The sequence below is a fragment of the Paenibacillus tritici genome (assembly GCF_018207515.1).
In the GTDB taxonomy this organism is placed as follows: domain Bacteria; phylum Bacillota; class Bacilli; order Paenibacillales; family Paenibacillaceae; genus Paenibacillus_AQ; species Paenibacillus_AQ tritici.
Map to the genome: position 1 here is coordinate 2,930,497 of NZ_CP073365.1, position 20,569 is coordinate 2,951,065.

Below are 20,569 nucleotides of genomic sequence, written 5' to 3' on the forward strand. Positions count from 1 at the left end.
CTCTGGAACCTACATTTGGAGTGATGCGAAAGGATGAATACTGATCATGGACAAACAACTGGTGGACAAACAACAACAGCTCGGCTTAACGCCTCCGATGGGCTGGAACTCATGGAACACCTTCACCTGGGATATTAACGAGCAGTTGATCCGGGAAGCCGCCGACACCATGGTGGCAGACGGCTACAAGGCTGCGGGATATGATTACATTGTCATTGACGATTGCTGGAGCCTGAAAGAACGGGACAAGGACGGCAAGCTGGTCGCTGATCCGGTCAAATTCCCGAGCGGAATGAAGGCGCTTGCAGATTATATTCACTCCAAGGGACTGAAGTTCGGCATGTACTCTTGTGTAGGCACACATACCTGCGCCGGGTACCCGGGAAGCTTCGAGCATGAATTCCAGGATGCGGAATCCCTGGCGGAGTGGGGTGTGGATTTTCTTAAGTATGACTATTGCTTCAAGCCCAGACATATGTCGGGAGAGCTGCTGTACAAGCGCATGAGTCTCGCACTGAAGAACTGCGGCAGAGACATTCTGTTCTCCGCGTGTAACTGGGGCGAGGACAACGTCTATCAGTGGATTCGTGAATCCGGCGCGCATATGTACCGCTCTACCGGAGATATCCAGGACAGCTGGGAATCCATCAAGACCCTGGCTCTGTCGCAGCTGGATAAAGCCGCCTACACCGGAGCCTACTGCCATAACGATCTGGATATGCTGGTTGTCGGCATGTACGGAGGCAGCAACAGCGACTTCATCGGCAGTCAGATAGGCGGCTGCACGGATGTCGAGTACAAGACCCACTTCTCACTGTGGAGCCTGCTGGGTTCTCCACTGATGATCGGCAGCGATATCCGCAAGGCCAATGAGGCGACCAAGAATATTCTGCTGAACCCGGATCTGATTGCGATCAATCAGGATGTGGAGAGCCGCGGGGCTTACCGCATCAAGCCGGAACCCCAGTGGTTCCATGCAGACGATGTGTTCATGCTGGTCAAAGTATTGTCAGACGGAGACCTGGCGATCGGCTTCTTCAACCTGAGCGATGGACAAAGAGAAATGTCGCTGCAATTCTGGGATTTCGGACTCCCGTATGCCTCCGGCAAATCGCTGTCCCTTTACGACTGCTGGGAGCATAAAGAGCTTGGCGTATTCAGAGAAAGATACGCTCCTATCGTTGCAGCCCATGATTGTCTGATTGTGCGGGCTAAACTGGTGTAGAGAAGAGAGAGCGTGAACATGAATAGAACATGCAGACAATGCGGTGTTCCTCTGATGACGGATGATGTGGCGATTTACCTGAAGCTGGTCACGCGCAATGCCCAGGATTTCCTGTGTATTGACTGTCTTGGCGAGCAGCTCAAATGCGGGCGCGAGCCGATAGAGCGGCTGATCAAGTACTTCAGGGAGTCGGGGAAATGTGTGCTTTTCCGTTAATCGTACTACTGGCATTCCCCCTATTGGCAGGCGCCGGAAGACAGCAGCGGACAGGATGCTGCGGACGGCGGGCTTGCTGGTAGGGGTTTTTTCGCATATAGATCAGAATGACTGACCGCAGGAATATCGGGTTTAACAGCCCCCACAACAGTCTTTGACCGCCTAGGTAAGCGCCATGCGTGGTGCACCACAAAGAAGCTTGATTTCTCAAGCTTCAGCGGATTCTTGTATGGCGTACCCTATTTTATTTAATAGAACTCATCCGGTGAACCAACAGCGCGAGCTGCAGCTGCTTGTGTCTGCGTGCCAATCTGCATCTTATTTGTCCTCTCAAATCACTTAGAAGCAATAGGGACCGCAATGTTGTTTCCGACGGTTGCTGCCATTTTGACAATCGCTTCCGGATCGGAGTTTTTAACATTCACATCAATACGAGGGGTGTAAGCTTTCTCCAACCGGTCAACTTCTGAGTCTGTCAACTTGATTTCGAGCGCTTTAATTGCAGCATCAATGTGGCTGGTTTTGGTCGCTCCCACAATGGGTGCAGCCACAACCGGATTACGATACAACCAAGCAAGAGAGATTTCCGCACGGCTGACCCTACGTTCCTCTGCCACTTTACCGACCGCTTCCACAATATTCTGATCGGCTGCCGCAGTTGCCTCGAAGAATTTGGCAGCCCCGGATTCGGCTTCAGTGCGCACCGTGTTTGCGCCCCAAGGGCGAGCCAGGAGCCCGCGCTCAAGTGGGCTGTAGACAAGGGTTTGAATACCCTCGTCGGCGCAGAGTGGAATCATTTCGTTTTCTTCCTCACGGGCAACCAAATTGTAATTGTGTTGTATAGATATAAAACGTGTCCAACCATTCGCTTTCTGAATGTGAAGAGCTTTAGCGAACTGCCAAGTCCTCATCGTTGAGGCTCCCAAATAGCGCACTTTGCCCATCTTTACTAGATCATGAAGTGCTTCCAGAGTCTCTTCCCATGGAGTAAAGGGGTCAGCGCGATGAATTTGGTAAAGATCAATGTAATCCGTCCCAAGACGACGCAAGCTGTAATCAATTTCAGTCATAATTGATTTCCGCGAGAGACCGAACGAGTTAGGTCCAGAGCGCATGGGAGCACCAAGTTTTGTAGCTATGACGATATTTTCGCGTGTAGTGAAATCCTTGAGCGCCCTGCCGATGATCTCCTCGCTTGTCCCTTGAGAATACATATTAGCAGTATCAAAGAAGCTGATCCCGGCCTCAACGGCATATTTAATTACAGAGCGGCTCTCTTCCTCTCTGATTGACCAGGAAGGGTAGCCGACTGACGGGTCTCCAAAGCCCATGCAACCGATACAGATGGGTGAAACCTCAAGACCAGATTTACCAAGTTTAATATTTTGCATAATTACCTCCGGGAATAGTTTTAATTACTATCCAAATTATAAATTCATTGCTATAGCAGCCGGTAACGCAATCAAATCAAAAAACTGCCTAATCCTATCAATATTTGAAATTTATATATCTAATCCATGCTCATCCGCTTTTTTTAGGCGACGCATATCTTTTTTTGGAGAAATGCCAAACATCCGCGAATATTCACGGATGAATTGCGTTGGACTTTCGTAACCAACTTGGAATGCTGTATCTGCGATACTCAATGACTCCTCCATGATTAAAAGCTGCCGGGCCTCTTGAAGCCTCAGCTGCTTCTGAAACTGAATCGGACTCATCGCGGTAATTTGCTTAAAATGCCGGTGAAACGACGGCACACTCATCTTGGCGATATCCGCCAGGTCTTCAACTTGAAAAGACTCTTGAAAATGATTCAAAAGGTGTTGGATTGCGTTTTGTATATGAATAGCAGGAGTACCATCCGTGACAATTTGTCTAAGTGAGCTACCGTGCTCGCCGTGCAGCACTCTATATAGAATTTCTTTTGTAAACAACGGGGCAAGCACCGGGATGTCCGCCGGTTTATCCAGCAGACCAACCAGTCTCACGACAGCATCCAGCACAGATACATCTAATTCTGCCACGTTCAAACTGCGGCTTGACTTCCCCCTGTGACTTACCGTTAGCGCGTCATGGCTTAACAGCTCTAAAATGTTGCTACGTGTAAATTCAATTTTACAGGACAAATTAGGGAATTCAGCGGAAGCTTCAAGTACCTCGGCGATTATCGGTAAATCCATTGAGGCAACAAGGTAATTCGGAGGACCATACCTAAAACGCTCTTCACCAAATATGACATCCTTTACTCCTTGAACAATAATATAAATCGAAGGCTTGTCGATCTTGTAAGGAGGCTCTATTCGGTTGGAACGATAAGGAATAGAATGTCTGGAAAATACAAGATTAGAGATTTCGGTATAAAGATCCCCATCTCTGACGGTATAACGATCTACGAGCGCTGCAAGCTCTTTTTGCAAAGTCTTTAATTTATATGACATAAGATCCTCTCAAAATTAGTATTTTCTAAAATTGCATTATTGATTTTTCAGAATCACAGCATAAGGTATAATTTCACTACAGAAACAATCGGCTTGCTGCAAATATTTTATCACTTTAGTTGTCGAAAAACTTGCTTTAAAACGTATGCCAGAACAAGTATTGTATTTCACAAAAAACCTAGCCGCATTTAACCCGAAACAGCAGAGCAGCGATTCTCCAGGTAACGGAAGAATCGCTGCTCTTTATAATCTATAGGATGTTGGGCATGGACATCGTCTGTCCCAACTTGCCGGAGCTATAACTGTGGATCAGCCCCGGCAGGGGGGGGGATGATGCCGCATGTTTTTAATTCATTAATTCGGCTTGCATCAGCAATCGGAGAATGACGGTTGCCGCTTCCGCACGGGTAGCGGATTGCCCGGGCTGGAATTGACCGGCCGGTGTTCCGGTGATCAGGCCAGCCTGAACTGCCTTGGCTACATCCTGCTGCGCCCAGCCCGCAATCTTGCCTGCATCCTTGAAGGCTGCCGGCTGAAGCTCTGAAGCTGGGAGCGGCGAGCCTGCAAGGGCCATCGCCTTAACCAGAATAACGGTCATCTCCTGACGGGTAATGATGTCGTTCGGCCGGAAATTATTGTCCGTTCCGCCCCGCACCAGACCCAGCTCAGCGGCTGTTCCGACGCTTCCGGTATACCACGCGCCGGAGGGGATATCCTTGAACGAAACGTCTGCCGAACCGGAGGAGGAGTAGCCCAGTGCACGAACCATCATCGCAGCGAATTCTGCACGCGTTGTGGTAGCGTTCGGTGCAAACTTGCTGTCCGTTAAGCCGGTGAGGATGAGCTTTGAGGCCAGCTTTTCGACGGATGCCTGTGCCCAGTGCCCCTTGATATCCTCGAATGTCTTGTTGCTTGAAATTACCGCAAACGTGCCGTTGCTTGGACTGTAAAAGGTTACACCGGTGCCGTTGATGACAGCCGGAACGAAGGTGAAGCTTCCGTCCTTCTCAATCCGCACCACGGTGGTATTACGGCTGTCCGCCGGAGCATCGAGCTGCAAGGTGTGCCGGGAATAGCTGTCCTTGAACCCCGGGATCTCCACCGTACGTCCATTGGCTTCAGCCGTTACCTTGTATTCAATGGCAGGGCTGATTACTTTGCCCTTGGCTGCCAGGACAGCCTGAAGGATCTCTTGCTGCCGCTGTTCCGGCAGGACCGTTATACTGACCTTAAGCTTCCAGTCCTCGGTTCCCAATTGCTGTCCCCAAGCAGCGGTATCAACCGCTTTTACAGGGAAGTGGAAGGTGCCGAGCGGAGACGAGACGGTGATCTGTTCCGCCGCTTTTACCTTCTGGGCATCCAATGTGGCTGTTGCAGTAGCTCCTGTAACCTCTGCTTCGACGGTCACATGGCCGCTGCCGCTTGGTGCTTCCGGCTGAACCGGGGTGACCGAACCTACGGTAGTCCCACCGCCGTTGCCGCTATTGCCGCCGCCAGGATCACCGCCGCCGTTGTTGCCGCCGCCAGGATCGCCGCCGCTATTGCCGCCGCCAGGATCACCGCCGCCGTTGTTGCCGCCGCCAGGATCGCCGCCGCCGTTGTTGCCGCCGCCAGGATCGCCGCCGCCGTTGTTACCGCCGCCAGGATCACCGCCGCCGTTGTTGCCGCCGCCAGGATCGCCACCGCCGTTGTTGCCGCCGCCAGGATCGCCGCCGCCGTCAGTCACAAGCGTATGCCGCGGATAAATATCGAACCGGTCGAACGCAGGTGCGTATTGGTACGGGACCGCTGTGTAAGGAGTGAAGCCTTGTGCGCCGGTTCCTCCATAAGGATTGGAGCCGCCGTCATACGTATTGTTATTGGAGAAGCGGATGCTGTTGGTGCCGGCCTTCAGCTCAACATCAAAGGTCTGAGTGGCGAACTGCTGCCATGAGATAGTATTCTTGAAAAAGACGGTCTGCGGCTCGCCGCCGTTGACGCTTACTTGCGCATACCGTTCAACAACGTCATTGTTGTAGGCGTGCGTCCCGGCGCTTTCACCGTTTGCGTAGGTGACGACCAGCTTGTAAGTGCCTGCTTTGGACACGGTGATGTCCTTCAGCTCCAGATACCGCTCTGCTCCGTCGTAGGAGGTAATGCCGTTCACATATTTGCCGCCTGAGGCGTATTTGGCAAAGCCATCCTCCCGAACCAAGGGCAGCTCGGAGCCGGCCGGAGTACCTACGACCGTTGCTGCCTCTGCCTCAACGGAATATACAGAAGTCTGGCTGACGAAGGCTGCGTTAATATAATCCAGGCTAAGTGCAGCGCTGGAACGCACATCAACCAGGTTAATACCTGTGCGTAAGAAGGTTGGTACTGTAGCGGTCTTCCATTGTCCGCCGGTATCCGTAACAGGCAGATCCACGAGCGGCTTGCGGTCATGTTGAATTTGCATTTTGCCTGCGCCCGATGCTGCATAGCGGATCTGCAGATCATACATGCCGTCTTGCAGCACACTTACCACAAACCGGGTATTGGCGTCCTGGCTGCTGCCGTAACCGGTCACATATCCGGCGCCCTCGAACCCTTCAAGGCTGCTCTCTCTAGACAACCCCAGCGCAGGGTCGTAGTCGGCGAATTCCGCCTGTACACGGTAATTGGGGTGTGCGCCCGGTAAGCCGCTATACGTTAGTTCGATCGCATCAAGGGTGGATTCGCCCTGGCCTGCTTCTCCCGTATCCGGGTTGTATTTGCTGATGCTGATGGAATGCGTCCCTTGCGTCAGATCGGCAAAAATCGTATTGCCTCCCAGCAGCTGCATGTTGTAATCCGCACGCAGAACCACCTTCGTTGCCGGCTGATCGTCAATCTTGATGAACCATTCGGAATTGATGCGCTGATTCGCATCTCCGGTATTGGATTGATTGCGCAGGGTGGAGGTTGCGCCGCTGCCGCCAATCAGATCCAGACGGTAGCTCCCGTCTGCCGGAACTGTAACCTCGGTCCACTTCACCAGGCTGTCCGCAGCCTTGATGCCTTGGACGTACTGGCCGTTCGAGGCAGAGCGCCCGGTGCTCTTGCGCGGATAGTGATCCGTCAGGGTCACATTGGTCCGCACCTCTGCATTCTCAGCCTCGAAGCGCTGATAGAAAGTCTCCTTCGGGGCATGATCTACCGCCGGAGTAATGACTGCATAATACGCCGAGGTGTAATCGTTCAGGTTGACATCCAGAGTGACCGAGCCGTTCTTGACGGGATAATCGCGGTCCAGAATCTGGGTAGGCTCTACGAGAAAACCGGTCAAGCCTGTATATCCAGCGTGCCATACGGTGATATGCACGGCTTCTGCGTCTGTGAGGAAGGAGGGGCTGTTCCCGTTGCCGGTCACGTTGTTGAACACGATCTGGCCGTCTCCTTGTGTGCCTCCGAACGCGATACCGACCTGTTTTTTGTTGTCCTGAATGGAGCTTAGCCCGTACAAGCCGGGGCCGAAGGCGTCATTCTCATGTCTGGTGTTGATGACCTCAATCTTGGCCATGTCGCCGCCCATCATATCGGCATACCATTTGTAGAGCCACCATGCGCCGTTAGGCTCGTTCTGCCCGGCGAGCAGGGACCCGTAGGAGTTGGCCGTATTCCAATATGGCAGCATGCTGTTCATTTTCAACTCATCATAACGTGCGATGTAATGAATCAGCGAGCCGCCTACGGCAATCTCTGAGGTTGCGGCATACTCATTGATGTCTACCTTGATCGGGAAGGGAACCGTCCGGTCCGGGTACAGCTCTTTATAGCGCTGCACAGACCCCGCTTCCACCGTCCGGAAGGTGGCTACGTTCGAGGGAGCCTGGTTGAAGGCTTTGTCCCACAGCATATGCCAGCTGATAATGTCCGGCAGACAGTCGTTCTCTACACAGTAGGGAATGAAATCCTCGAATACCTTGGCTCCGTATTGGGTCAGATTCACTCCCGAAATGACTGCGCCGGGGTCAATCTCTTTGATCTTCTTCGTTACCGCCAGCCAGTCGCTGTTGAATACGGCTCTTGAATTCTTGCCCGTCTGGTTATCTGACAGGAGCTGGGGATAACGGGTATTGTTCTGCTCAGGCTCATTGAACGGGATATAGATGAATCTGGCATCCGCATCCCGCCCCGGATTCGCGGCCTCCCATTGCTCTTTATACGCTTTGACGGCCGTTGTAATCGGAATGACGGCTTCCTGAATATATTCATTAGCCGTTCTGGACGGATAGTACCAATGCTGATAATAATCCTGCATGACTATATTTACAGCTTCCCCGCCGGCCTCGAAGAAATAGTCCGACACCCGGAGCGCGTCGCCGGTCGGATGCTGAATACCATTCGGCGGTTTTTGGGAGATATGCGAGGGCTTGATCGGAATCAGTGTATTGATATCCGGCACATTCGGCTCGCTGATCGCATACAGTGCGCCGGAAGAGCCATGGAATACAGGTCCGAGCGAGCGGTCTGCCAGATCGACCGAGATTTTGGCCGGCTTGGCTGAAGTGTTCTCTTCATGCTTCGTCGCCGCATAGAGTGCGCTTACCTGATTGGCATCTAACTGGACATTGTAGACCCGCAGATCGTCGAATTTCCCCTTGATATCTCCATCCGAGGTATAGAGCGATCTGCCGAAATCATTGAATTTCAAGGCGTTCAGATAATCACGCGAGAAGAAATGCTCCAGAACAGAGGACATGGTTGCTCCGGATGAGCTTTTGCCCGGATCGAGACCTTTGATGCCGACGGGAACACCGTCCAGGTATACTTCGTAGGCCCCGCTGCTAGTCATCGTAATGACGACTTGCTGCCACTTGCCTCTGGCGGGATTACGGTTCCAGACGATATCACCCTTGTAGCTGGCAACTGCATTTGGATTGGTCCCGGTATATATACGGTTGCTGAACGTACCGTCCCCGGCAATCACAATGAACTCGGAATCCTGCCATCCGCTGACTCCCGCGTTTGTCAGTCCCTTCCCGGCAATAGTCGAGGAGAGCAGACGCGAATAGGCGCCTGAGGACGAGTCGATATTTGCCCAAAAGGCGATGGACAGCTCATCTTCGATTCCGCTGTAGAGCTGATCCGGCAGCTTCAGCCAGCCGGTGCCATTCCCGCCGCCAGGCAGGGAGAGGACCTCTCCGCGCTGGTCGTCGTATACAATCGACGCAACCCCTTTAAGCTCGGCACGTTCCGCACCGGCAGCAGGATAGACGCTGTTCACCACTGAGACACGGTCCACGACCTGCCCGGGGTGGAAGCTCCATTGGTACAGCGGAGCCGCCTCAGCGTTAACTTCCTTCTGTTGCACTTGATCTTGTTGCAACTGTTCCTGGTGCGGCTGCTCCAGCAGTATTTGTTCAGGAGCAGACTCCGGGACCGGCAGCGGATCAGACAACTGATCCGTGGAAGCGCTTGCTAATGTGGAGGGCAGAATAGTCAGGAATACCAGCATGGATATCAGTGAACGTTTAAGATGCAGCCTCAATAGAATCTCACCTCTTATGTTTTTATGGATACCTCTTGTCATTCTGATGCAGTAACAATCTGTAGTATGAATCGCACTGTCCATTCCGGGCTATTTCCGCATAGGCACCGCAACCTCCCTGTTCATTGCCGTATCTCTTCACCGAGAATGTTAAGGGAATGGACAGCACTATAAAATCAAGCTTTTTTACTGTTTTTGTTCCTTTCTTTACGATCTGGGTTATGGCGGGAAATCCGCAGCATACGATGCTGCGCGGGGGGATAGTGGAATCCTGCCAGCCGGATAGTCCTCCAGGCCCCCAGAGGTAAAAAAGAGAGCAAAAAGAGTAAAAAAAAGACATGCAGCGCAGGGTAGAAAGAAAGCCCCCGGGAGTCTATCATTAGAGGTATTCTATCAGTTACACCATCATCGCTGCCACTTGGAGGTTATCATTTGAAATATAACTTGGCCCAGACCCGCCGCTTTGTGAGTGTGAAGAACAAAATGATGTTCTTTTTTCTGCTGGCCATTCTGATCCCGGTCATTATCATGTCTGTGAACTCCTACATCTCTTCCCAGCAGATGCTGGAGCGCAAATATACGGATCTGCTGGCCGATATTACGAGGCAGTCGAACATCCGTATTGAAGAGTTCCTGGAGGATACGAAGCAGATTTCCCTCATCTCCAGCTACGGGATTAACAGCTATATTTCCGCCGTCTCGCAGGAGAATTACCCGGTCCAGAATTATCTGCATGACAGCTCCGTCCCCAACGAACTGCAAGCCACGCAATTGCTGATGAATTACATTACGATGAAGGACCGCGCGATCTCCATTTATGTATACAATTTGAATAAGGGCAGCGACCTCTATATCGCTCCGAACAAGCCTATTGATTACACCTATCATCCCAGGAATGAGGCATGGTTCAATGATTTCCTACGCTCCGACGATATTACGCGTGATTTGCCGACAAGGCTGGATATGCAGACCAAGGGAGACGACAACTGGGCCATTTATAATTTGCGCAAAATATTCGATATGGAGAATGGCAAGCTGCTCGGTGTCATGGCCGTGAGCGTGGATATTGACTTCATCAACCGGCTGAACAAACGGATGCAGGCCGGGAACCGCTCCGCCTTCACGGTCGCAGACGACAACGGCAGGATTATATTCAATAACAATTACAGCCTGATCGGACAGCCGTTCGGGTCACTGTTTCCGGTGCGTGAAGGGGTGCTTACCGCAGGCCTTGACCGGCAGATCGTCCGTGTATCGGGCAAGGATTATATTCTCATCCAGGCACCGTTCGAGGAGCATGATTGGAAGACATATATGTATATGCCGGTGGAGGAGCTGGCTGTCGAGAGCGATATCCTGAAGCGGAACCTGTGGACGATCATCGTTGTGCTTCTGTTATTCGCCCTGGTCAGCTCTGTGTATATGTCGAACCTGATTACCCGGCCGATCAAGCAGTTAATCCGCAATATGACGCTTGTGGAGCAGGGCAAATTCGACAACCTGCCTGTGGTCCGGTCCAATGACGAGATTGGGGTGATGGCCAGCCGCTTCGAGCAGATGTCAGCCGAATTGAAGCAGCTGGTGGAACGGATCTACGTGGAGCAGGAGCAGAAGGTCGAGGCTGAGATCCGGGCCTTGCAGGCGCAGATCAGCCCCCATTTTCTCTACAATACCTTGAATTCGGTCAAATGGATCGCCACCATGCAGCATTCGGACAAAATTGTAGAGATGACTGAGGCGCTGATTGCCATGCTCCGCTATACTGCCAAAACGGATAACAGGCTGGTTCCCATCCGTGAAGAGCTGGAACATATTGATCATTACATCGTGATCCAGAAGGTGCGCTATTTCAACCGTATCGAGTTCCACAGTGAAATCGAACCGGCGCTTGCGGAGCAGGAGATTCCCAAGCTCAGCATTCAGCCGCTGGTGGAGAACGCGATCTTTCACGGGATTGCCGATCAGGAGGACGGTCTGCTGTCCATCGAGGTCAGATACGCCGGGAATTCCGAGCTTGCCATTACGGTAAAAGACAACGGCGCGGGTATGAGCGGAGCGGCGGCGGACCAGCTCCAATCCAGGCTTGACGGCTCAGAAGGCAGCGGCGGCATCGGCATTATCAACGTACATCAGCGTATCCGCCGCGTATATGGCGAGCCTTACGGGGTATCCTTTCAGAGCAGTCCGGGGCAAGGCGCGGTATTCGTGATCAGAATTCCTATAAGGAGCAGGAAGGAGGCAGGATGAATATGCTGGGTGTTCTTATCGTGGATGATGAGTTGCTAATGCGTATTGGCCTGAAGTCGATTATTCAATGGGAAGAGGAAGGCTTTACGATTCTCGGTGAAGCGGCGAACGGCCGGGAGGCGCTGGAGCTGGCCGGGACGCACAAGCCCGACCTGATTATTACAGACATCAAGATGCCCGTGATGGATGGCCTTGAACTGATCCGCGAGGCGCGGCGGCTGGACCTGGACGGACAGTTCGTGATCCTAAGCTGCCTGGAGGAATTCCAATATGCGCAGGAGGCGCTCCGGCTTGGAGCAACAGACTATCTGATTAAAAGTGATATGAAGCCGTCGCAGCTGCTGCGTGTGCTTGATATTGTCAGGAAGCGGTCGGCCCGCATCCCCCGCGCAGGCTCCGGCGAAATGCCGCCAGGCTCCTATAAGGAGAGTATCGGGTATTTGAAGGAGACGCTCTTCAAGGAGCTGATCAGCGGCTTCAAGGCCGCCGGAGATGTGCAGGCTAACCGCGAATCCCTGCGTATCCGCCTGGCGGATGAGCCAATGGTGCTCCTGAAGCTGCGGATTAACCATTTCGAGCAGCATAGACGCAAGTATGTGGAGCAGGATGAGAAGCTGCTGCGTTATTCTGTCACCAATATTCTTGAAGAGATTCTTCCGCGTAAGCGGGCGAAGGAGATCATTGTGATGAACTCCGCGGAATATGTACTGCTGCTGGACCTCGGGCCGGAAGGGCGGATTGTCCGCGCCGAGATCGAACGCGCGGCCGCTAAGATTCAGGCGGCCATGAAGGATTTCCTGAAGCTGACGCTGTCCATCGGCGTCAGCGGCCCCGCGCCCGGCTTTGGCGGCTTGAAGAGGGCCTATCAGGAGGCGGATATGGCTCTGGACGAGCTGTTCTTCGCGGGCGGGAGCGGCCTGTCCTTCTATGATAAAGCCAGGAGCCGACAGAGAAGCGGGGAGCGGCTGTTCATCGACAGGTCTTCCATGCGGAAGTTCAGGCAGGATACCGAGAGCGGAAGTGAAGGGGCGCTTGCCTTCCTGAACAGCCTGAAGGATACCCTGCTGCTGGAGGGCTGCACGAAGCAGGCGGCGCGTTCGACCTACATCCGGATGCTTGGGGCGATTCTGTCCTGCTTTCCGGCGCTTCCCGAGCCGAACGAAGCCGGGCTTACGGTGTACGAGAGCATCCTCCATGAAGAGAGCCTGGAGGGGCTGCACCAGACCGTCGCCGGTTATCTGGAGCAGTGCAGGGCGCAGATGTCGGAAGGCGAATCCTCCCGGAGTTATGCGGAGCAGGCGAGTGAGCTGATCATGCAGCTGTATGCGGAGGAGATCTCCCTGCAATCCGTGGCGGACCGGATCAACGTGAACGCCTCGTATCTCAGCCGGGTATTCAAGCAGGAGACGGGCGAGAACTTCGTCAGCTTCCTGACCCGGCTGCGCATGGAGAAGGCTAAGCACATGCTTAAGGACAAGAATGTGAAGGTATATGAGGTGGCAGAACGCGTAGGATATCCGAATACCGCATACTTCAGCAAGCTGTTTAAGAAGCTGAGCGGGATGAGTCCCGAGGAATACCGGGGCTAGAACGGCAATTGTCAAAAAAAGAACAGACACTGTAAAAGAAGTGCATCCGCTGCGGATGCGCTTCTCTGTGCAGCTGACGAATGGTCAAAAAAAGGAAATGTTCCGTAAAAAACAGCCATTTCGATACCGGCCGCCTTCACCTACTATTGGAGATGCAGCAGATGCAGCACATCCTAAATGGAAGTTGGGGGTCATTCAATTGAAGAAAAAAAGCTTAGCGACGGTGTTGTCCATCTTACTTGCGGCGGTCACCTTGACGGCTTGCGGCAATGGTAATGGCAACGGCAATACATCAGCGTCACCATCGGCAGCGCCAACGGATGCCGCGGCAGCCACCCAGGCGGCAGGCGGCGAGAAGGCTGAGCTGACCTATGCGATCTGGGATTCCAACCAGGAGAAGGGAATCCGCACCATTGCCGATGAATTCGAGAGCCAGAACCCGGACATCAAGGTCAATATTGAGGTGACCGGCTGGTCCGATTATTGGACGATGCTGGAAGCGGGAGCCACCGGCGGCTCGCTGCCGGATGTATTCTGGATGCATTCCAATGAGATCTACCGCTACGCGAACAATGGCATGCTGCTTGATCTGACAGACCGCATCGGTAAGAGCGAAGACGTCAAGCTGGAGAATTACCCGGAAGGCCTGAACCAGATCTATAATCTGGGGGGCAAGCAATATGCGGTTCCGAAGGATTTCGATACCATCGGGCTGTGGTACAACAAGACACTGTTTGACCAGGCGGGCGTGAAATACCCGGATGAGAGCTGGACCTGGGATGATCTTCACAGCGCCGCCAAAGCGCTCACGAAGGACGGGGTGTACGGCTTCCTCGCACCGATGCACAACCAGGAAGGGTATTACAACTTCGTCTATCAGAACGGCGGCACCATTATTACAGCGGATAAGAAGTCAGGCTATGACGATCCGAAGACGATCGAGGCCCTTGATTACTACGTAAGCTTCGTACGTGACGGACTGTCCCCTGAGGTGTACGGGGATGCCGAGCGTGCCGATCTGCTGAAGAACGGCAAGGCGGCGATGGGCCTCTTCGGCTCGTGGAACCTGAGCGGGTTCACAGAGAATGAGTTCATGGCGAAGAATTTCGATGTAGCCGTGCTGCCCAAGAAGGCTGCGCAGGCCTCCATCTATAACGGCCTTGGCAATGCGGTTGACGCCAAGACGAAGCATCCCGAGGAAGCGTGGAAGTTCGTGGAATACTTAAGCTCCAAGACAGGCCAGGAGCGCCAGGCGGAGCTGGGCGTTGCCATCTCGGCGTACAAAGGTGCGGCTGACAAGTGGGTTGACTCGAACAAGACCTTCAATATCAAGGCATTCGTTGACATGGTCAGCTATGGGGTAATCCGTCCGTATTCCAATACAACGGCTGTCTGGGAAGATAAGGCGTATGAAGCGCTGAAGCCGGCGTTCTCCGGCAAAGTGTCCGTGGAGGAAACAGCCCGCAATGCAGCCAAGGTCATGAATGAGAGTCTGGCGGAAGAGAAATAAGCATGAGCCATATGCCTGCGGCAGCCTGGGGGCTGCCGCAAGTTTGATAGGAGAGGGAAGCAGATGAATCATACCGTCAAGAGGAAAATCGGTGCCAAAACCTGGAATGAATGGTCCTGGGGCTGGTTCCTGATCGCACCAACGATGATCGGCCTTATCGTCCTCAACTTCATCCCGATTATACAGACCGCCTACCTTAGCTTCTTCAAGAGCGGAGATTTCGGCAGAGGCAATATCTACATTGGATGGGAGAACTACCGCAAGCTGATTCATGATCCTCAGGTATGGCACGCTGTCGGCAATACACTGCTCTATACGCTGCTGGTCGTGCCTGTCAGCATTGCCATCGCCATGCTGGTGGCCGTCCTGCTGAACGGCAAGCTCGCGGGCCGCTCGCTGTACCGCACGATCTATTTCATCCCGATGGTCGCCGCTCCTGCGGCAGTGACCATGGTATGGCGCTGGATGTACAACCAGCACTACGGCCTCATTAATCACGGGCTATCCAAGCTGGGCCTTCCGGCCGTCAACTGGACGACGGACCCGCAGGTTGCGATGTTGTCCATCGCGGTGATCGGCATCTGGAGTGTCATCGGCTATAATATGGTGCTGCTGCTCGCCGGTCTTCAGGAGATTCCGAAGGACTTCTATGAAGCCTCGGATATCGACGGGGCCAGCCGGGTGCGCCAATTCTTCGTCATCACCCTGCCGCTTGTTTCGCCCACCCTGTTTTTTGTGGTGGTGACCACGATTATTCAGGCCATGCAGGTGTTCGATGTCATCTATATGATGATTGATGTGAGCAACCCGGCCTATGACCATACCGTATCGCTAGTCTATCTATTCTATAATAACTCGTTCAAGTACTCGAATAAGGGCTATGGCTCAGCGGTTGTAATGGTATTGCTCGCGCTGATCATGATCATCACCTTCTTCCAGATGCGGGCGCAAAAAAAATGGGTCAACTACATGTAGGAGGCGGCACTATTGGCCAAACATAAATACTTTAACCGGATCTTAGCCCACCTTGTGCTGCTCCTGGGAGCGGCCGCCATGATTCTTCCGTTCGTCTGGATGGTGCTGACCTCGTTCAAGTCGGTTACGGAGTCCACCTCGATGAACCCTTTTATCTTTTTCCCCAAGATCTGGCGGGCGGAGAACTATCTGGAGGTGTGGCGGCAGAATAACTTTCTGGTCCTGTACTGGAACACCTTTGCGATGATGGCGCTTCGGGTGCTGTGTGCCGTAATGTTCAGTGCGATGGCTGCTTATGCTTTTGCCAGGCTGAGGTTCCCGGGGCGCAATTTCTTCTTCAGTCTCGTATTGTTTCAGATGATGGTGCCGACGCAGATCTTCATCATCCCGCAATATCTGATGGTCGATGCGTTGGGGATGCGCAATACGATATTTGCCTTGCTGTTCCCGGGTCTGGTCAGCGCCTTCGGCACCTTCTTATTGAGACAATTCTTCATGGGACTGCCGAAGGAGCTGGAGGAGGCGGCCAAAATTGACGGCTGCAATATCGGGCAGACCTTTGCCAGAATCATGCTCCCGCTGGTCCGCTCCGGTCTGGTGGCCCTCGGGATATTCACGGCCCTGTTCTCCTTCAAGGACCTGATGTGGCCGATGATCGTCAACACAAGCTCGGACGCGGCAACTCTCTCCTCGGCTCTGGCGAAGATTCAAAGCGCCTTCGCCGTGGATTACCCGGAGCTGATGGCGGCTTCCGTGCTGGCGATCTGGCCGATGCTGCTCATCTACATCCTGTTCCAGAGACAATTCATCGAAGGGATTGCAACTTCGGGGGGCAAGCTCTGATTGTCCGTTGACGGAGGACGGCTGTACGCTCAGAATAGAAGAATGGAGAATGGGAAGGAGGGGGACGTCATGATTACGAGAACAATCGGGATTTGGGGCAGAGCTATGCTGCTGCTGCTCATGATTGCCGGGTGTGATGCCCGCAGCCGTACGGACGCCTCCCTTTTGTCCGGGTCCGGTGAAGCGCCGGGCGGGCGTGAACCCGTCACGCTGCGTTACTCCAGCTACCTGCTGGATACGGCGCAGGCGGGCAAGGTGTATTTCGATGCCATTGCTGAATTTGAGAAGCTTCATCCCCATATCCAGATCGAAGCAGACTTCATTCAGAATAATAATTATACGGCAGGGATCAAGATCCGGCTGCTGGGCGGCGAGCCGATGGATGTATTCGATACCTGGTCGCCCAGCCTGTTCGAGGAATTCCGTGCCTTGCGGAGCGATATGTATCTGGACTTAACCGGGGCCGAATTCCTTAAGGAATTCTATCCGAACTCGCTGCTGCCGGTTACGGTCGGCGGCCGGGTGTACGGTGCGCCGGAGGTCATGCACAGTGACGGGCTGCTCTACAACAAAACCTTGTTCGACTCTCTCGGGCTGGAGGTTCCGCGCACCTGGGACGAGTTCCTGGCGCTCTGCGTGAAGCTGAAGGGGGAAGGGCTTATTCCGGTGGCAATGGATGCTGAATGGTCGACGGCCCAGTTCTTCTGGGGGTCGATCATGTCAGATAACGGGGCCGATGCCGCCTGGACGAAGAAGCTGGAGAGCGGGGAGATCCGGACGCATGACCCGGTATTCGTGGATGCGATCCAGAAGCACCGGTCCATTATTGACCGGGGGTTCGTACCGCCGAACTGGAAGAGCCTGAAGCACGAGCAGGCCAAGGATCTGGTCGGCACAGGCCGGGCAGCCATGATTATTACCGGAACCTGGGACATCCCCAGCATCAAGGAGCGCAACCCTGCACAGGATATCCGGTTCATGATGGTGCCGGGCAGCGTGAAGACGGTGCCTAATATCAATGTCGGCACTTACCGGGTGATCAGCTCCCGGACAGAGCACCCGGAGGAGGCCAAGCAGTTCGTGGCGTTCATGAACGGCAGAACCACACAGGAGAAGCTCGCCGCAGGCGCGCTGGCCGTGCCTTCCGTCATCTCGGCGCCGACAGACCGGACCGATTCCGTATCCTCCATTGCAGCGGCGGTCACGCGGGAGGACGCCACGCTCTACTGGCCGCACACGGTATCCACCGAATCGCTACAGGTGAAGATTCAGGAGGGCGTGAACCAATATCTGGCCGGGCAGCCCCTGGAGGCAGCCCTGGCCGATATCCAGCAAGCGATAGATCAGGCCGCGGCAAGGCGGCGGGAATCAGAGTAGACTGCGGCAGGAGATGGCGGATGCCTCTAGAATATAGTCAGAGAGGCAGTTAAATATGCAGTCTGAAGGAGTCTAACCAATGGTTAACTACAGAACGGCAGCTCCGCACGAACGCGAGGAATACATAGACTTGGCCAACCATGCTTTCCACTTTGATTTTGAGGTCCTGATGCCCAAGGCTTATGACACGAGTATAGATTCTTCCGCCATGCATAAGGTGGCTGTGGATGAGCAGGGCAGGCTGCGCGCACTGGTGGCTGTGTTCCCTGAGGTTTTACGGGTAGGAGAGGATACGCTGCGGACCGGCTATCTGGGGACCGTATCGGTCCATCCGCGTGCGCGCGGTGAAGGGCATATGAAAGCGCTTATGCACCTGTGGCTTGAAGAGCTGCGGGGCACCTGTGATATGGTTGTATTATATGGACAACGGCAGAGATATGAGTATTTCGGCTTCACGCTTGGCGGTATCAAGCTCAAGTATACCGTGGCAGAGGCCAATGTGCGCCATGGCTTAAGAGGGGTGGATGACACCGGAATCTCCTTCAGCCCGCTGTTTGAGCTGGAAGGAGGAGCGGAATTTGCGCACAATCTGAACACCTCGCAGCTTGCTTATGTGGAGCGTAACTTAGAGCAATTACCGCTGATTTTCAGCACCCTCTGTCAAAAGACACTTGGCGTTCTGGATCAGGGCAAGCTGATCGGCTATCTGGTGGTCAACGAAGCGGGCGATGATATTGCTGAATTCGCAGTGGAGAATCCGGGCGATATACTGCGGACGCTTAAGGCATATATGGCCTACAGCAGAGCCGGGCGACTAACGATGTACGCGCCGGAATATGACATCCCGCTGAATAAGTCTCTTGGCAGCATAGCCGAAGACTTTGTGACCGAGAACTCAGATATGTATCATATTCTGGATTTCGCCAATGTGCTGAAGGCTTATCTGACGCTGAAGCTCAAGACCACAGGCATCGTCCCGGGAGAATTCTCCGCAGTGATGGACGGACAGCCGGTGACGGCGCGGGTGGACGAAGAGGGCGTGAGCGTTGAGCGGTCTGCCAAGCCGGGAGCTGTGGTCCTGGACAGGCTGGAAGCTCAGACGCTTCTGCTTACCCGGCATGGCCGTTATATGGCGGTGGATGCGCCCGCAGATTGGTTCCCGCTGCCGCTGTTCTGGTACAAGATTGATAAGTTCTGAGTAATTCTGTTCCGCGATAATCGAAAATAGGGCAATGAACAAGCGGGAGGAGGCAGACAATTCATGGGAGGAACGAATGTATGGGATGCGGAGTGGGAGGTTAACGAAGAGCAGGCGCGGACGCTGATCGGCAGACAATTCCCTCAGCTGTCATCGAAGCAAGTGAAGCGATTGGGCTGGGGCTGGGACAATACGGTTTTTCTCATCGGTGACGAGTACGTGTTCCGGTTTCCAAGAAGAACGTTTGCAGTTGGCGCGATTCGTATGGAAGGGAAGCTGCTGCCGAAGCTTGAGGCATATTTGACCATCCCCTATCCGAAACCGTTGTTTTATGGCGAAGCAAGTGACGAATACCCGGCACCATTTCTTGGCTATGCCCACGTGCCAGGAGATTTCCCCATCGGTTTGACGGAAGAACGCCGGGCACTATCGGCAGAGACGCTGGCGGAATTTTTGCGGAGATTGCATGAGTTTCCGGTGCAGGCGGCGCTGGAGTGCGGAGTTCAGCAAGATCATCGAAACTTGACGGACATAGCATCGCGCAAAGTGAAATTGGAGGGCTTTCTATCGAAGGTGGTTGAATACTTGTCGCCGGAGGAGTCCGGTGTGATCGAAGCGTATATTAGCAGGCTGCAAAAGGACCGTGTCGAGGCGGTGAATGCACTGCTACATGGCGATCTTCATTTCAAAAATATGCTTGTGAATGAGAACGGGATCGTTTCCGGCATCATTGATTGGGGCGATCTGAGCGTAGGCCATCCGGCTTGCGATTTGAGCGTTGCTTATAGCTTTTTACCACCTTACGCCCGCGGCGTGTTTTTCGAAACATACGGAGGAGCGGACGAGGAGACGAAGCTGCTGGCGCGGCTGATCGCGGTATACATCCCCATGCTGATCTTAATGCAAGCGGTCGATGACGGGAATGAAGCGATTGCGGCAGAGGCGAAATCCAACATCATGCGGGCACTGTCGGATTAGGCTCATTACTTCGTTGCCGCTATGGGGATATGGTGATCGGCACCATTTTGTCGTTTAAAGGCCGCGATAAGGTACGATCCGCCTTCTCTGATGCCGCTTTATGTTGAGGAACATTAGAATTTAACATAGCCAATGAAATAAACAAAAAGCAAAAGAAGCGGAGGGGGAAATTTGGAACTGTAGAAGCGGCAGCCACCGCCTGAAAGCTGTCCGCAGGAAAGCTAGCTTCGGAAGCATCAGCCGTCACCGGATTTGGGCCGCGAACAGCGGAATAATTGAAGAAATCTGTTGACGAACAGCGGCCGGAAGTCCAAATGTTCACCGCAGTGACGACGAAGCTTCAGGTTAAACTTAAGGGCGTCTTACAGCAGTTGGATTTTCTCCACTTGCTGAGGAACAAATGCCCCCTGTTAGAACAGCAGTTGGATAAATGACACTTAAATAATCGCATTTCACCCAAAGTAGCTGAAACCACCCGTAGT

Annotated in this window: 13 protein-coding genes; 10 read left to right on the forward strand and 3 right to left on the reverse strand. The window is 53.6% G+C overall.

Going from position 1 to position 20,569, the window contains the following annotated elements; all coding sequences use genetic code 11:
* Positions 1 to 46 precede the first annotated feature (46 nt).
* Both KDC22_RS12190 and KDC22_RS12195 read left to right on the forward strand, forming a co-directional pair.
* Entirely contained in the window at positions 47 to 1,225 is a 1,179-nt protein-coding gene (locus tag KDC22_RS12190; protein ID WP_211723208.1) for a glycoside hydrolase family 27 protein, read from the forward strand.
* 18 nt (positions 1,226 to 1,243) lie between these two features.
* Complete coding sequence (locus KDC22_RS12195) at positions 1,244 to 1,441, forward strand: hypothetical protein (protein ID WP_042135931.1); 198 nt, start codon at positions 1,244 to 1,246, stop codon at positions 1,439 to 1,441.
* Between the two features lie 335 nt (positions 1,442 to 1,776).
* Here KDC22_RS12195 and KDC22_RS12200 read toward each other — a convergent pair whose 3' ends face one another.
* The 3 genes from KDC22_RS12200 to KDC22_RS12210 all read right to left on the reverse strand — a co-directional run bounded on the left by KDC22_RS12200 (position 1,777) and on the right by KDC22_RS12210 (position 9,412).
* On the reverse strand, positions 1,777 to 2,832 hold the full coding sequence (locus KDC22_RS12200) for an aldo/keto reductase (RefSeq protein WP_211723209.1): 1,056 nt from the start codon (positions 2,830 to 2,832) through the stop codon (positions 1,777 to 1,779).
* Between the two features lie 111 nt (positions 2,833 to 2,943).
* The gene (locus tag KDC22_RS12205; protein ID WP_211723210.1) at positions 2,944 to 3,879 is read right to left on the reverse strand and encodes an AraC family transcriptional regulator; all 936 of its coding nucleotides are present in this window, start codon (positions 3,877 to 3,879) and stop codon (positions 2,944 to 2,946) included.
* Positions 3,880 to 4,225: 346 nt separating this feature from the next.
* Complete coding sequence (locus KDC22_RS12210; RefSeq protein ID WP_211723211.1) at positions 4,226 to 9,412, reverse strand: S-layer homology domain-containing protein; 5,187 nt, start codon at positions 9,410 to 9,412, stop codon at positions 4,226 to 4,228.
* 390 nt (positions 9,413 to 9,802) lie between these two features.
* On the opposite strand from KDC22_RS12210, the gene KDC22_RS12215 reads away from it, so the two are divergent.
* From KDC22_RS12215 to KDC22_RS12250, 8 genes are all read left to right on the forward strand, one after another.
* Positions 9,803 to 11,617 (forward strand): sensor histidine kinase, encoded by a 1,815-nt coding sequence (locus KDC22_RS12215; RefSeq protein ID WP_246553517.1) that lies wholly within the window; start codon positions 9,803 to 9,805, stop codon positions 11,615 to 11,617.
* 2 nt (positions 11,618 to 11,619) lie between these two features.
* Positions 11,620 to 13,206 carry a response regulator gene (locus KDC22_RS12220; protein WP_211723212.1) on the forward strand — a complete coding sequence of 529 codons (1,587 nt, stop codon included), beginning with the start codon at positions 11,620 to 11,622 and terminating at the stop codon, positions 13,204 to 13,206.
* A 199-nt stretch (positions 13,207 to 13,405) separates the two neighbouring features.
* On the forward strand, positions 13,406 to 14,716 hold the full coding sequence (locus KDC22_RS12225; RefSeq protein ID WP_211723213.1) for an ABC transporter substrate-binding protein: 1,311 nt from the start codon (positions 13,406 to 13,408) through the stop codon (positions 14,714 to 14,716).
* Between the two features lie 63 nt (positions 14,717 to 14,779).
* Positions 14,780 to 15,691, forward strand: a complete 912-nt coding sequence (locus tag KDC22_RS12230) for a carbohydrate ABC transporter permease (RefSeq protein WP_173137504.1) — start codon at positions 14,780 to 14,782, stop codon at positions 15,689 to 15,691.
* Between the two features lie 12 nt (positions 15,692 to 15,703).
* Positions 15,704 to 16,534 (forward strand): carbohydrate ABC transporter permease, encoded by an 831-nt coding sequence (locus KDC22_RS12235; RefSeq protein ID WP_211723214.1) that lies wholly within the window; start codon positions 15,704 to 15,706, stop codon positions 16,532 to 16,534.
* A gap of 69 nt (positions 16,535 to 16,603) precedes the next feature.
* Positions 16,604 to 17,911: an ABC transporter substrate-binding protein gene (locus KDC22_RS12240; RefSeq protein WP_211723215.1), complete on the forward strand. Its 1,308-nt coding sequence runs from the start codon at positions 16,604 to 16,606 to the stop codon at positions 17,909 to 17,911.
* Positions 17,912 to 17,990: 79 nt separating this feature from the next.
* Positions 17,991 to 19,109 carry a GNAT family N-acetyltransferase gene (locus KDC22_RS12245; RefSeq protein ID WP_211723216.1) on the forward strand — a complete coding sequence of 373 codons (1,119 nt, stop codon included), beginning with the start codon at positions 17,991 to 17,993 and terminating at the stop codon, positions 19,107 to 19,109.
* Positions 19,110 to 19,172: 63 nt separating this feature from the next.
* Positions 19,173 to 20,087: a phosphotransferase gene (locus KDC22_RS12250; protein WP_211723217.1), complete on the forward strand. Its 915-nt coding sequence runs from the start codon at positions 19,173 to 19,175 to the stop codon at positions 20,085 to 20,087.
* The last annotated feature ends 482 nt before the right edge of the window (positions 20,088 to 20,569 follow it).